This is a genomic window from Phyllobacterium sp. 01N428 (assembly GCF_056399405.1).
Window position 1 is genome coordinate 180,014 of sequence record NZ_JBFTRH010000007.1, and the last position, 13,460, is coordinate 193,473.

Genomic DNA, 13,460 nt, shown 5'->3' on the forward strand with positions numbered 1-13,460 from the left:
CGCCAGGCCCGGAAATCATGCGGGCGACCGCGCCGATGACGGGTCGAGGAAATTCGGCTGGCTCCAGACCGCTGGAGCCGGATAGGGCGGACATGTGTCCATAGCTGCGCGTCTCTTCACAGGGAGCCCGATGGACACTATATATAGAGACAAGGACGAGAGAGATGCGGATAGAACGGCGTTTTACCAAAGACAATCAGTCAGCCTATGCGGACATCGAATTTCGTGTAGCGACGAGCGAGATCAAAAATCCTGATGGATCCGTCGTGTTCCGTCTTGAGAATATCGACGTTCCGGCCCAGTTCAGTCAGGTGGCTGCCGATATTCTGGCGCAGAAATATTTCCGCAAGGCCGGCGTTCCGGCCAAGCTGAAGAAAATCGAAGAGAACAACGTTCCGTCATGGCTCTGGCGCTCGGTCGCCGACGAAGAGGCGCTCGCGGCATTGCCGGCAGATGCGCGCTATGGTTCGGAAATGGACGCACGCCAGGTCTTCGACCGCCTTGCCGGCACTTGGACCTATTGGGGCTGGAAGGGCAAGTACTTCGACAGTGAGGAAGATGCCCTCGCCTTCCGCGACGAACTTGCCTACATGCTCGCAACCCAGCGCGTCGCGCCGAATTCGCCGCAATGGTTCAACACCGGCCTGCATTGGGCCTATGGCATCGATGGTCCCGGCCAGGGTCACTATTATGTCGATCCCGAAACCGGCAAGCTGACAAAATCAAAGTCCGCCTACGAGCATCCGCAACCCCATGCCTGCTTCATCCAGTCTGTTGCCGACGATCTCGTCAATGAAGGCGGCATCATGGATCTGTGGGTGCGCGAGGCGCGCCTGTTCAAATATGGCTCGGGAACCGGCTCGAACTTCTCCTATCTGCGCGGCGAAGGCGAAAAGCTTTCGGGCGGCGGCCGCTCATCCGGCCTGATGTCGTTCCTGAAAATCGGCGATCGCGCTGCCGGCGCGATCAAGTCGGGTGGCACGACGCGCCGCGCCGCGAAGATGGTTGTCGTCGACGTCGATCATCCGGATATCGAGGAATATATCGACTGGAAGGTCAAGGAAGAGCAGAAGGTTGCCGCGCTTGTAACCGGCTCGAAGATCGTTCGCCAGCACCTGACCGCGATCATGAAGGCCTGCGTCAATTGCGAGGCCGACAATGGCGATTGCTACGACCCGACCAAGAATCCGGCGCTGAAGCGCGAGATCAAGGCCGCGAAGAAGAACCAGGTTCCGGAAAACTATATCCAGCGGGTCATTCAGTTTGCCCGGCAGGGTTATACGGACATCGACTTCAAGACCTACGATACGGATTGGGATTCAGAAGCCTATCTCACCGTTGCCGGCCAGAACTCCAACAATTCGGTTTCGCTGAAGGATGAGTTCCTGCGCGCAGTCGAAGGCGATGGCAACTGGAACCTGACCGCCCGCAAGGACGGCAAGGTGATGAAGACGCTGAAAGCCCGCGACCTCTGGGAGAAGATCGGCTATGCCGCATGGGCCTCGGCTGATCCGGGCCTGCATTTCAACACGACCATGAATGATTGGCATACCTGCCCCGCCGCAGGGCCGATCCGCGCGTCAAATCCGTGCTCGGAATATATGTTCCTTGACGATACGGCCTGCAACCTCGCCTCGATCAACCTCCTCACCTATCGCGGCAAGGACGGAAAGTTCGACGTCGTCGGCTACGAGCATACGGCCCGTCTGTGGACCATTGTCCTCGAAATCTCGGTGATGATGGCGCAATTCCCTTCGAAGGAGATCGCACGGCTCTCTTACGAATACCGCACGCTCGGTCTTGGCTATGCCAATATCGGCGGTCTGCTGATGACCTCCGGCATTCCTTATGACAGCGCTGAAGGCCGCGCCATCGGCGGTGCCCTCACCGCGATCATGACCGGCGTTGCCTATGCGACCTCCGCCGAAATGGCGAAGGAACTCGGCACTTTCCCCGGCTATGCGCCGAATGCCGCCAACATGCTGCGCGTCATTCGCAACCATCGCCGCGCTGCCCATGGCGAAACCCAAGGCTACGAGGCGCTTTCGGTAAACCCGGTCGCCCTGATCGCCACCGATTGCCCTGACCAGGACCTGATTGCCCACGCGAAATCCGCCTGGGACCAGGCCTTGGCGCTCGGCGAGAAGCATGGCTATCGCAACGCCCAGGCAACCGTCATCGCACCGACCGGCACGATCGGCCTTGTCATGGATTGCGACACCACCGGTATCGAACCCGATTTCGCCCTGGTGAAATTCAAGAAGCTTGCCGGTGGCGGCTACTTCAAGATCATCAACCGCGCCGTACCGGAAGCCCTGCGCACGCTCGGCTATACGGAAAGCCAGATTGCCGAGATCGAGGCCTATGCCGTTGGTCATGGCAATCTCAACCAAGCGCCCGGCATCAATCCCGGCTCGCTGAAGGCGAAGGGATTTACCGACGAGATCATCGCCACGTTGAACACTGCGCTGAAGTCGGCCTTCGACATCAAGTTCGCTTTCAACAAGTGGACGCTCGGTGAAGATTTTGCCAGGAACGCTCTCGGTTTTACCGACGAGCAGCTCAACGATATTTCCTTTGAGATGCTGCCGACTCTCGGCTTCTCGAAGAAGGAAATCGAAGCCGCCAATATCCACGTCTGCGGTGCAATGACACTCGAAGGCGCCCCCTTCCTGAAGGAAGAGCACTATCCGGTGTTCGATTGCGCCAATCCCTGCGGCAAGGTCGGCAAGCGTTTCCTCTCGGTCGACAGCCATATTCGCATGATGGCCGCCGCCCAGCCGTTCATTTCCGGCGCGATCTCGAAGACGATCAACATGCCGAATGAAGCAACGGTCGACGATTGCAAGTCCGCTTACATGCTCTCGTGGAAGCTGGCGCTCAAGGCAAACGCACTCTATCGCGACGGTTCCAAGCTTTCGCAGCCGCTCAATTCCTCGCTTATCGCCGATGAGGACGAGGATGAGGACGATGCAGTCGAGGCGCTGATCGAGGCACCAACCGCGGCACGCGCCGTGCAGGTTACCGAAAAGATCGTCGAGCGCATCGTCGAGAAGTATATCCATGACCGCGAGAAGCTGCCCAACCGGCGCAAGGGCTACACGCAGAAGGCAGTCGTCGGGGGCCACAAGGTCTACCTGCGCACCGGCGAATTCGACGATGGCCGTCTCGGCGAAATCTTCATCGACATGCACAAGGAAGGCGCCGCCTTCCGTGCAATGATGAACAACTTCGCCATCGCCATCTCGCTCGGCCTGCAATATGGCGTGCCGCTCGAGGAATATGTGGAAGCCTTCACTTTCACCAAGTTCGAGCCGGCTGGCATGGTTCAGGGCAATGATGCGATCAAGAACGCAACATCAATCCTCGATTACGTCTTCCGCGAGCTTGCCGTTTCCTATCTCGACCGTCACGACCTCGCCCATGTCGACCAGTCTGACTTCTCGAACACTTCGCTCGGGCGTGGCATTTCCGAAGGCAAGGCGGAACCGGTATCGAAGGGCCTGACGCGCGGCGCTTCGCTGAAAGTAGTTTCGCCGGGCAAGGCGGACCCAAAGGGTTTTAGCAATGCAGGGGGTCAGGGTGCGGTAAGCGCTCTGAAGGCAGCTGCGTCATCAAATGTCACGACCCTTGCCGCCCGCTCCGCCGTCGCCGTCGCTGCCAAACCGGCCATCGCCGCAGTCAGCGAGGAATCCTCGGCCTTCAAGCGCGATTATGAAGAACGCGCCAAGGGCGAGGCCGAGGCCAGCGCCGCTTGCGCGCTCTTCGAGAACGAGGATGCAGAAGCTGCTGCCGAGGAAGCCAAGGCCGAAGCAAAGAAAATCATGTCGGACCGGCGCATCAAGTCGATGATGCAGGGCTATACCGGCGACAACTGCTCGGAGTGCTCGAACTTCACGATGGTGCGCAACGGCACCTGCCTGAAGTGCGACACATGCGGCGCAACCAGCGGCTGCAGCTGATAGGTTCGAGTGCAACGCGCATTGTCCCGCACAATCAGCTGGACAATGTTCAGGACAAACAAATTCATCTCCGGTCGTTTTCACGGCCGGAGATGAAAATTTTCAGGTGAACAGGTTCGTGCTACTTCAGAAACGTCTCGCTGTGCGCGTGACACTCCCAACCATTTGATCCGCGAATCCAAACCGAGCTATCTGCGGCCCGCATTTTCTGCGATTTGCCATTCATCGTTACATTCTGCTCGACCGTGTAGGCGATAAGCGCGACATCAGGCGACGGCGTCGAAACCTCGACATCTGCGAAATCGTAGGATTCCAGGCTCCAGTTGCCGTCCTCGGTCATCTGGCCCATTTTCTTTTTGCCGATGCGCATCACACCTTGGGCGCCGGTTACAAGTGCCGGATCCGCCGACAGTTCCGCGGTGCGGTCGCCATCTTTCGCCTTCATCGCATCCCAATAGGATTTTTCGAGAGCTACGATGTCGTCCTTCGTTGGCATCCTGCGAGCGGTCATGGCCTCGTCCTCCGATGGTGTATCATCGAAAACGCTCAGTGATGCCCCAAGTTCCCGCTACCGTCGCTGCGCGGGTGCTCGCCTTCTCAGGACAAGACCCGCAGCCATTGCAGAATGACGCGGATATCAGCGCATTTGGTTGTCCTGCCACACTTGATACAGCGTACCATCGCCCACGGGCGAATGCGTGTATGACAGCCCCGCTTGCTGGTCGATTGGTTTCGCCAACTCTTTCGCTATGACGGCCGTAGAGAGGCCGAAAGGTTCTGCCTGTTCATTGGAATAAGCGAACTTGATATCGCCAATGCCGGCCATGCGCATCGCTGCGAGGCACATGGGACAGGGTTGGCCGCTTGCGTAGACCGAACAGCCGTCCAGACGTGGAGATTGCAATGCAAGCCCGGCAGCACGCAGGGCCAGGAGCTCGGCATGCGCTGTTGGATCGTTGTCGGCCTGAATCCGGTTGACGCCGCGCCCGATGACCTTTCCGTCCTTGACGACCACGGCCCCGAAAGGACGGCCGCCGCTTTTTATATTGTCCGGTGCTAGTGCGATCGCTTCTTCGAGAAATCGATTGATGTCCGTCATAGTGCGGTAGCGCCTTCCTTCAATTCGCGCCTCTCAGCATAGTCGTTCTGCCGTGTGTCGCAACGGCTTGGCCATCTCCTTGCGGCGTTAGCACACTCTGGGCATGGCAAATGTCTTGTTCGAATTCTCTGGCATTCGCGTTGTTGCTTGTGCGATGGGCATCGTTAAAACGGAAATGTTAGTTGGCTTGGCCCGGATAATGATTACCTTGGCTTGTTCTACTGGAGAATTTTGTGAGTGAGGGATTGATCAACAGCGCGCCGAAGCCTGAGGGCGATCCTCAACGTCGCCGGCGGCTGCATTTGCTGCTCGCTTCCGTCACTTGCCTGATGCTGGTAATCCTGCTTGCCATTTGCGGCATGTATTGGAAATTCACGAGCAATTTGCGGCACTTCGAGGTTGCTGAAGCCGACCTCGGCAATCGTCGACCGGCCAAGGCATCGCCTGATGCGCTCAACATACTGATCGTGGGTTCGGACCAGCAAACCGCTTCCGTCGCCAATCCCGGCGAGCGCAGCGACGTCCTTATGCTTGCGCATCTTTCGGCCGATCGCAGCGAGTTGAATGTCGTGAGCTTCCCGCGCGACCTGCTCGTACCCCTTCCGACCTGCTCCGGCCGCGAGGGCCTGCCCGGCCAGCGGGCGCACCTCGGTATGATCAACTCGTCCTTCATGTTCGGCGGCATCGGTTGTACCTGGAAGACCGTCGAAACACTGACGGGCATAAAGATCGATCACGTGATCAAGGTCGATTTTAGCGGCTTCAGGCGGATTGTGGAGGCCATTGGCGGCGTCGAATATTGCATATCCGAACCAATCCACGACAAGCTTGCCGGGCTGGACCTCGCTGCGGGATGCCAGACGCTTAATGGCGAAGAAGCGCTAGGCTACGTGCGCGCCCGCTACAGCATAGGCGACGGCACCGATATCGGACGCATTCATCGCCAGCATGAATTCTTTGGTGCCATGGCCCAAAAACTGCTCGGAGCGCAACTGGCGAACCCTGTGCGGCTCTTCAGCTTCATGGATGCCGCGACGAAATCCGTCATCACCGACCCAGGTTTCAGTCCGGGCGTAATGCGGGAACTCGCCTTCGCCGTCCAGCATCTTTCGTCTGAAAATATTCACTTCATCACCATGCCATGGCACTACTCGACCGCATCCCCCGGACGGGTCGAGTGGGTCGAGAAGCCTGCAAAGCGGCTTTTCCGCTCGATAGCCGCCGACAAATCCCTGATGGATACCGAGTTCACGCGGGCCAAGCTCGGCGAGCCGCAAGATTCCACGACCAAGCCCTGCGGCGCCAGCCGCGCCGACCACTGCGCCGAAATTTCGCAGGCCGACGGCGTTGCTCGTCCATAACATCGCGGCTCAGCGGACGCGATTGCCCGAGCTGTCTATTACGACCTCACCATCTTCCTTGGTAAATGGCCCCTTCTGCGCATCTGGCAGGATCTCAAGCACAACCTCTGAAGGGCGACTGAGGCGCACGCCTCTTTCGGTCACAACGAAAGGACGTTCGATAAGGATCGGATTGGCCATCATCGCATCGAGAAGCGCATCGTCGTCCAGCGAAGCATCGTCGAGGCCAAGCTCGACATAGGGCGTGCCTTTTTGGCGCAAGGCCTGGCGCACGCTAAGGCCTGCTCGGCTGATCATTTCCTTCAGGGCTTCCCGGCTCGGCGGCGTCTTGAGATATTCCACGATAACCGGCTCGATTCCAGCATTGCGGATCATGGCGAGGGTATTACGCGAGGTACCGCATTTCGGGTTGTGGTAAATCGTGACGGTCATCACCTGGGCTCCTGGCTATCGAACGTTCGTCGCACGCGGCGTCTTCAATGCGTGTGACACACCCGAATCGAAATTTAGGCGGCCTTCGGCTCGACCTCAACGGTCACATGCGACAACTCATGGATATGTGCGAGTTTCGCACGATAGGACGACGGCGCTTTCGGATCGTCGCTCAAAAGCGAAACAATGGCACCGTGATGCCCCGGGCCAAGCTGCCAGACGTGCAGGTCGGTAATCACGTCGCCCTCCTTTTCGATGGCGCCGCGTATTTCATCAGGCAGGTCTTCACCCTGAGGGACATAGTCGAGCAACACGCCGCCCGCATCGCGGATGAGACCCCATGACCATCTGGCGATAACAAGAGCACCGACAATTCCCATGGCCGGATCGAGCCAAAGCCAGCCGTAAATGCTGCCGGCGAGAAGGGCGATGATGGCGAGGATGGACGTCAGCGCATCGGCAAGAACGTGCAGATAGGCGGCACGCAAATTATGATCGTGACCGTGGTGATGATGATTATCGCCATGGTGACCGTGATGATGATGGCTATGGTCGTCACGCAAGAGCCAGGCACAAACGAGATTGACGGCAAGGCCAAGCACGGCAACGGAGATCGCCTGCGGAAAACTGATCGAGATCGGGTTGGCAAGGCGTAGGAAACTCTCCCAGCCGATCAGCAGTGCAATAAGCGCGAGGATCACAGCGCTGGCAAAACCTGCGAGATCGCCGAATTTTCCCGTGCCAAAGGTGAAACGCGGATTGCTGGCATTCTTCCTTGCATAGAGATAGGCCAATGCCGCAATCAGCATCGCGGCAGCATGTGTCGACATATGCCAGCCATCGGCGACAAGCGCCATCGAACCGAAAACCGTTCCCGCCACGATCTCCGCAACCATCATCGTCGCGGTCAGCGCGATCACAAACCAGGTGCGTCGTTCGTTGCGCTCGTGATCGTCACCCAGAAACACATGAGCATGCGTGCCTTGAGGCAAATGGATCGAGTGATCGTGGCTCATTTCAGGTACATCCTTACAACGTCGATGAGATCCGCGGCGCCCTTGGCGCGTTCGCTGTCCGTCTCGGTTCCAGGATCGACGACGTGCATGCGAATATGATCCTCGATGAGTTCACCCATCAGGCCGTTTACGGCGCCGCGCACCGACGCCACCAGGTTTAGAATGTCGCCGCACGGCATTTCCGCTTCGAGCGCCCGCTCGACGGCCTCCATCTGCCCCTTGAGACGACGGATCCTTGCGATCAGTTTTGATTTTTCCTTGGTGGTATGAGACATAATATAGCCCCCTACCCTATATTTGCGTGAATTTCAAGCCAGACTGTGGAGACTTTGAGCAAGGCATTGTCGGCGGACTACAAAATACCAAAAGGCGCCGCATCAGCCATCTAGCGCTGATGCGACGCCCTTATCAGAACCGGAATAATTAGGGATCAGCCGAACGAATAGCCGGCGCCACGTACCGTGCGAATCGGATCTATCGAACGTCCGATATTGATCGCCTTGCGCAGGCGACCGACGTGGACGTCAACGGTGCGATCATCGACATAGATGTCCGCACCCCAGACATTGTCGAGCAGCTGGCCGCGCGAAAAGACCCGTCCGGGTGATTGCATGAGGAATTCGAGCAGCCGGAACTCCGTCGGGCCAAGTTTGAGTTCGCGCTCCTTGCGGAAAACGCGGTGCTGTTCGCGGTCGAGCTTGAGATCGCCGAAGCTCAGCACGTGCGAAAGCAGGCTCGGATTGACGCGGCGGAGCATGGACTTGATGCGCGCCAATAGTTCAGGCGTCGAAAAGGGCTTGACCATGTAGTCGTCGGCACCGGTCGAAAGGCCGCGAACGCGTTCGCTCTCCTCGCCGCGGGCGGTGAGCATGATGATTGGCAGGATTTCGGTCTCGCGCCGCGCCCGCAGGCGGCGGCAGAGTTCGATGCCCGACAGGCCGGGCAGCATCCAGTCGAGGATCAGAAGATCCGGAACGTTCTCGCGCAGCGCAATTTCCGCTTCGTCGCCACGTGCGATCGTCTCGACAACATAGCCTTCAGCTTCAAGATTGTAACGGAGGAGGACGCTCAGGGCTTCCTCGTCCTCCACAACGGTGATTTTGGGAGCTATTGCCATATCAAGCCTTCAGTTAAATTAGGACTCGGTCGTTTCATCCACAATAATAGTATGCGTCTGGTCTTCCTTGGGACGTTCCGCCGGCAGTTGCGAACCGGTAACAATGTAATAGACCGTCTCGGCAATATTGGTGGCGTGGTCGCCGATGCGCTCGATATTCTTGGCGCAGAACAAAAGATGCGTGCAGGCTGAAATGTTGCGTGGATCTTCCATCATGTAGGTCAGCAATTCGCGGAACAGCGACGTATAGAGCGCGTCAATTTCGTCGTCGCGTTCGCGCACAATGTTCACCTGCTGTACCGAGCGCGTCGCATAGGCGTCGAGCACGTCCTTGAGCTGGGTCAAGGCAAGTTCGGCAATTGTCTGCAAGCCCCGGTAGACCGAGAGCGTCTGGCGGGTATCGGTCACGGCAACGACGCGCTTGGCAATGTTCTTGCCGAGATCGCCGATGCGCTCGAGATCGGAGGAAATACGGATCGTCCCGATGACTTCACGCAGGTCGATCGCCATCGGCTGGCGCTTGCCGATGATGGTGATGGCCTTTTCATCGATCTCGCGCTGACCGGCGTCGAGGATCAGATCGTCCGAGATAACGCGCTGCGCCAGCGCATTGTCGGAATTGACCATGGCGGCGACCGCCTGTTCGACCATGCGTTCGGCATGACCGCCCATCTCGGCGATCTTGTGCGTCAGGAACTTCAGTTCGTCATCGTAAGAGCGCACAGTGTGCTGCAACTCGGTCATGTGCTTTGTCCTCGTTCCTGCGTCAGCCGAAGCGTCCGGTGATATAGTCCTGGGTGCGCTTCTCGGTGGGGCTTGTGAACATCATTTCCGTATCGCCGACCTCGACAAGATTGCCGAGATGGAACATGGCCGTGCGCTGCGAAACGCGCGCTGCCTGTTGCATCGAGTGGGTGACGATGACGATGGTGTAGTTTTCGCGCAATTCGTCGATCAATTCCTCCACCTTTGCGGTGGCGATCGGATCAAGCGCCGAACACGGCTCGTCCATGAGGATCACTTCCGGACTGACGGCGATGGCGCGGGCAATGCACAGCCGCTGCTGCTGGCCGCCGGAAAGACCGGTACCAGCTTCATGCAGGCGATCCTTCACCTCGTCGAAAAGGCTGGCGCGGCGCAGGCTTTTCTCAACGATTTCATCAAGTTCGTGGCGACCCTTGGCGAGCCCGTGAATGCGCGGACCATAGGCGACGTTCTCGAAGATGGACTTCGGAAAAGGGTTGGGCTTCTGGAACACCATGCCCACGCGGGCGCGCAGCTCGACGACGTCGATCTTAGGATTGTAGATATCCTCGTCATCGAGCGTGATCTTGCCGCCGATCTTGCAGCCTTCAATGGTGTCGTTCATGCGATTGAGACTGCGCAGGAACGTCGACTTGCCGCAGCCTGAAGGGCCGATCAGCGCCGTGACCATCTTTTCCGGCACGTCGAGGCTGACACCGAACAAGGCCTGTTTGTCGCCATAGTGAACGGTGACATCCTTGCCTTGCATTTTGATTGCGTTGGGCTGGGCGCTCATCTTGTCGTTTACCGCCTTTTCGAGATTTCGTTCCGTCATAAGGTTCATAACTAGGTCCTCTCTCGAACAGTTACCAGCGGCGCTCGAAGCGGCGACGCAGAAGGATGGCCGTGATGTTCATGACCGCGAGGAAGAGAAGCAGCACGATGATAGCACCGGACGTCCGCTCGACGAAGGCGCGCTCCGCTTCGTTGGCCCACATGTAGATTTGCACGGGCAAGGCCGTCGAAGGATCGAGCGGCGTTACCGGATTGTTGGCGACGAAAGCCACCATGCCGATCAGAAGCAGCGGCGCGGTCTCGCCGAGGGCATGCGCCAGGCCGATGATGGTACCGGTCAGAATGCCGGGTGCGGCGAGCGGCAGGACGTGGTGGAAAACCATCTGCGTCTTCGACGCGCCAATGCCAAGTGCCGCCGCGCGGATGGACGGGGGTACGGCACGCAGCGCGGCGCGCGTCGCGATAATGATTGTCGGCAGCGTCATCAGTGTCAGCACGAGACCGCCGACCAGCGATGCCGAGCGCGGCATGTGCAGGAAGTTGATGAAGACTGCGAGGCCGAGCAGACCGAAGACGATCGACGGGACCGCCGCAAGATTATTGATGTTGACCTCGATAATATCGGTCAGGCGGTTCTTCTTGGCGTATTCCTCAAGATAGATCGAAGCGGCAACGCCGATGGGCAGCGAGAGGCCGAGCACGATCAGCATCATGTAGAGCGAACCGATGAGGGCGACGCTGAGACCCGAAGTTTCAGGACGGCTTGACGCGCCATAGGTGAAGAGACCGGTGTTGAAGCGCTGGGCCATGGCGCCGTCAGCCTTCAGCTTGTTCATCCATTCGACCTGCTTGTCCGAAACCTTACGGCGCGACTGGTCGACGCTGAGATCGATCTGGCCCTTGAATGCGGAGTCGATGTCGGCACCCGTAAGCACCCAGACATTCTGGGTAGTGCCGATAAGATTGGGATTTGCAACGACGAGCTCACGCAACTGGCCGCGCACGCCATCGGAGAAAAGCTTCCCAAGTTCGCGCAAGCCGGGCTTGTCGGTCTGGGCGACCCCGAGCTTTTCCGCCAGTGCATTACGGGCGAGAACCGGATAATTGGCGGTCAGAAGCACGTTCGGATCGGTGGCACGCTTATTGTCCGGATCGATGATCTTCGGATCGAGATTGATCGCAAGATTGACCTCGGTCTGCCAGAACGCGGTGTAGCCGTTGGAGAACACGGAGAACAGCAGCGCAATGAGGAAGAAGATGCCGATCGCTATCGCCGCAATGCCATAGAGCTTGAACCGGCGTTCGGCAGCGTAGCGACGCTTTAATCCAATGTCTCGCCGGGCGGGACGTGCCGATGCAGCAGCGGGATTGAGGGCTATGTCGGTCATTCGTACTGCTCCCGATACTTGCGGACGATGTAGAGCGCGAAAATGTTCATGCCCAGCGTGATGAAGAAGAGCGTGAGACCGAGAGCAAAGGCCACGAGGGTTTGCGGCGAATTGAACTCAAGGTCTCCCGTCAGCTGGTTGACGATCTTGACGGTGATCGTCGTCATCGCCTCGAACGGATTGATGTTGAGATTGGCGGCAACACCGGCTGCGAGCACGACAATCATCGTTTCGCCGATGGCGCGTGATGCCGTCAGGAGCAGCGCGCCGACAATGCCCGGAAGCGCGGCCGGCAGCACGACGCGGCGGATCGTTTCGGAACGGGTCGAGCCGAGCCCGAGCGATCCGTCACGCAGCGACTGCGGCACGGCGGTGATGATGTCGTCGGAGAGCGACGAGACGAACGGGATCAGCATGACGCCCATGACGATGCCGGCGGTGAGAACGCTCTGCGCCTGGATGAAGGCATAGCCGCCGGAAAGCGCCGCGCTGAGGTCGCGCAGGAACGGTCCGACGGTGACGAGCGCGAAGAAGCCGTAGACGATGGTCGGGATGCCGGCGAGCACTTCGAGCAGCGGCTTGACGACCGAGCGCACGCCGCGGCTCGCATACTCCGCCATGTAGATGGCCGAGAAGAGGCCGACCGGGACGGCGAAAAGCATGGCGACGAAAGCGATGTAAAGTGTGCCCGCAAGGAGCGGGATCAGTCCGAACTGGCCTTGTGATCCGCCCGACCCAGCCGCGGCAAAACGCGGATCCCATACGGTGCCGAAGAAGAAGCTTGCCGGCGAGACCGACTGGAAGAAGGTGAGCGTCTGGAACAACATCGACAGGATAATGCCGACGGTTGTCAGAATGGCGATCGTGGAGGCAGCGAGCAGGGCACCGAGGATGACGCGCTCGACATTGTTGCGCGCCCTCGCCCGAACATGAACGCCCGACAGGCCATAAAGTGCGCCGCCGACCGCCAGAAGAAGGGCTATGATGCCGCCGATATAATTCGCGCGCTGGGTGTTCTTGTTCCACTCAACGGCGATCGGGATCATATAGTCCTGACCGTCGGGCGCGAGCGCCACACCCTTGGCTGAAAGCAGCGGGCGCAACTCGGCGAAGGTCTGGGGAAGATTGGCCATCTCATCGGTCGTCAGCTTCCCGAGGCCGCGGGCAATGCCGCTGACCATGCCGAGTTCGAGGCTTTGGCTGGCGATAACGGTGTCAGCCGTACGGACTGGCAGTTCAGCAATCGCGGAGCGCTCCAGGTAGATATTGGTCGCGCCGGCCCAGACGACCAGGAACAGGATCGCTGGCAACGCCGAAGCCAGGAATACCCACCAGGCATGGTAGTGCGGCAGGGAGTGCGGCTTTACGCTTCCGTCATTCTTGCTGACAGCGCGCTGGCGCCCAAGGAAGTATCCGATAACGCCGATCGCAAGGACAATGACAAACACCAATGACGTGGACATCAAGCTTTCCCCGATCTGTCCTGTAATTCAGTTTGAATTCGAAACGGGACAGGGGCGGCTCGCGCCGCCCCTGTCCCTCAGGA

Annotated in this window: 12 protein-coding genes; 2 read left to right on the plus strand and 10 right to left on the minus strand. The window is 58.9% G+C overall.

The window, feature by feature from the left end; genetic code table 11:
• Nucleotides 1-164 precede the first annotated feature (164 nt).
• Nucleotides 165-3,962 (plus strand): vitamin B12-dependent ribonucleotide reductase, encoded by a 3,798-nt coding sequence (locus AC1DNI_RS17840; RefSeq protein WP_477692802.1) that lies wholly within the window; start codon nt 165-167, stop codon nt 3,960-3,962.
• Between the two features lie 121 nt (nt 3,963-4,083).
• Here AC1DNI_RS17840 and AC1DNI_RS17845 read toward each other — a convergent pair whose 3' ends face one another.
• A complete protein-coding gene (locus AC1DNI_RS17845) occupies nt 4,084-4,473 on the minus strand; it encodes a nuclear transport factor 2 family protein (protein ID WP_477692803.1) in 390 nt (129 codons plus the stop codon).
• 126 nt (nt 4,474-4,599) lie between these two features.
• The gene (locus tag AC1DNI_RS17850; protein WP_477692804.1) at nt 4,600-5,061 is read right to left on the minus strand and encodes a nucleoside deaminase; all 462 of its coding nucleotides are present in this window, start codon (nt 5,059-5,061) and stop codon (nt 4,600-4,602) included.
• Nucleotides 5,062-5,294: 233 nt separating this feature from the next.
• Between AC1DNI_RS17850 and AC1DNI_RS17855 the strand changes: the two genes are divergently transcribed.
• Nucleotides 5,295-6,422 (plus strand): LCP family protein, encoded by a 1,128-nt coding sequence (locus tag AC1DNI_RS17855; RefSeq protein WP_477692805.1) that lies wholly within the window; start codon nt 5,295-5,297, stop codon nt 6,420-6,422.
• A gap of 9 nt (nt 6,423-6,431) precedes the next feature.
• On the opposite strand, the gene arsC is transcribed toward AC1DNI_RS17855, so the two are convergent.
• The 8 genes from arsC to pstC all read right to left on the minus strand — a co-directional run bounded on the left by arsC (nt 6,432) and on the right by pstC (nt 13,377).
• Nucleotides 6,432-6,854, minus strand: a complete 423-nt coding sequence (gene arsC, locus AC1DNI_RS17860; RefSeq protein WP_477692806.1) for an arsenate reductase (glutaredoxin) — start codon at nt 6,852-6,854, stop codon at nt 6,432-6,434.
• Between the two features lie 74 nt (nt 6,855-6,928).
• Nucleotides 6,929-7,870: a CDF family Co(II)/Ni(II) efflux transporter DmeF gene (dmeF, locus tag AC1DNI_RS17865; protein WP_477692807.1), complete on the minus strand. Its 942-nt coding sequence runs from the start codon at nt 7,868-7,870 to the stop codon at nt 6,929-6,931.
• Entirely contained in the window at nt 7,867-8,145 is a 279-nt protein-coding gene (locus AC1DNI_RS17870; RefSeq protein WP_477692808.1) for a metal/formaldehyde-sensitive transcriptional repressor, read from the minus strand. The genes dmeF and AC1DNI_RS17870 overlap by 4 nt, the downstream gene beginning before the upstream one ends.
• 155 nt (nt 8,146-8,300) lie before the next feature.
• Nucleotides 8,301-8,987 (minus strand): phosphate regulon transcriptional regulator PhoB, encoded by a 687-nt coding sequence (gene phoB / locus AC1DNI_RS17875; protein ID WP_027231564.1) that lies wholly within the window; start codon nt 8,985-8,987, stop codon nt 8,301-8,303.
• A gap of 18 nt (nt 8,988-9,005) precedes the next feature.
• Complete coding sequence (gene phoU, locus AC1DNI_RS17880; RefSeq protein ID WP_027231565.1) at nt 9,006-9,731, minus strand: phosphate signaling complex protein PhoU; 726 nt, start codon at nt 9,729-9,731, stop codon at nt 9,006-9,008.
• A 22-nt stretch (nt 9,732-9,753) separates the two neighbouring features.
• Nucleotides 9,754-10,527 carry a phosphate ABC transporter ATP-binding protein PstB gene (pstB, locus tag AC1DNI_RS17885; protein WP_027231566.1) on the minus strand — a complete coding sequence of 258 codons (774 nt, stop codon included), beginning with the start codon at nt 10,525-10,527 and terminating at the stop codon, nt 9,754-9,756.
• 70 nt (nt 10,528-10,597) lie between these two features.
• The gene (gene pstA / locus AC1DNI_RS17890; protein WP_091945724.1) at nt 10,598-11,914 is read right to left on the minus strand and encodes a phosphate ABC transporter permease PstA; all 1,317 of its coding nucleotides are present in this window, start codon (nt 11,912-11,914) and stop codon (nt 10,598-10,600) included.
• Nucleotides 11,911-13,377, minus strand: a complete 1,467-nt coding sequence (pstC, locus tag AC1DNI_RS17895) for a phosphate ABC transporter permease subunit PstC (protein WP_477692809.1) — start codon at nt 13,375-13,377, stop codon at nt 11,911-11,913. The genes pstA and pstC overlap by 4 nt, the downstream gene beginning before the upstream one ends.
• Nucleotides 13,378-13,460 lie beyond the last annotated feature (83 nt).

Excerpts from the sequence above, each read along its gene's own strand:
- AC1DNI_RS17840 (WP_477692802.1), top strand. The coding sequence starts at position 165 with ATGCGGATAGAACGGCGTTTTACCAAAGACAATCAGTCAGCCTATGCG.
- AC1DNI_RS17845 (WP_477692803.1), bottom strand. The coding sequence starts at position 4,473 with ATGACCGCTCGCAGGATGCCAACGAAGGACGACATCGTAGCTCTCGAA.
- dmeF (WP_477692807.1), bottom strand. The coding sequence starts at position 7,870 with ATGAGCCACGATCACTCGATCCATTTGCCTCAAGGCACGCATGCTCAT.
- AC1DNI_RS17850 (WP_477692804.1), bottom strand. The coding sequence starts at position 5,061 with ATGACGGACATCAATCGATTTCTCGAAGAAGCGATCGCACTAGCACCG.
- pstA (WP_091945724.1), bottom strand. The coding sequence starts at position 11,914 with ATGACCGACATAGCCCTCAATCCCGCTGCTGCATCGGCACGTCCCGCC.
- pstB (WP_027231566.1), bottom strand. The coding sequence starts at position 10,527 with ATGAGCGCCCAGCCCAACGCAATCAAAATGCAAGGCAAGGATGTCACC.
- phoU (WP_027231565.1), bottom strand. The coding sequence starts at position 9,731 with ATGACCGAGTTGCAGCACACTGTGCGCTCTTACGATGACGAACTGAAG.
- phoB (WP_027231564.1), bottom strand. The coding sequence starts at position 8,987 with ATGGCAATAGCTCCCAAAATCACCGTTGTGGAGGACGAGGAAGCCCTG.
- pstC (WP_477692809.1), bottom strand. The coding sequence starts at position 13,377 with ATGTCCACGTCATTGGTGTTTGTCATTGTCCTTGCGATCGGCGTTATC.
- arsC (WP_477692806.1), bottom strand. The coding sequence starts at position 6,854 with ATGACCGTCACGATTTACCACAACCCGAAATGCGGTACCTCGCGTAAT.
- AC1DNI_RS17870 (WP_477692808.1), bottom strand. The coding sequence starts at position 8,145 with ATGTCTCATACCACCAAGGAAAAATCAAAACTGATCGCAAGGATCCGT.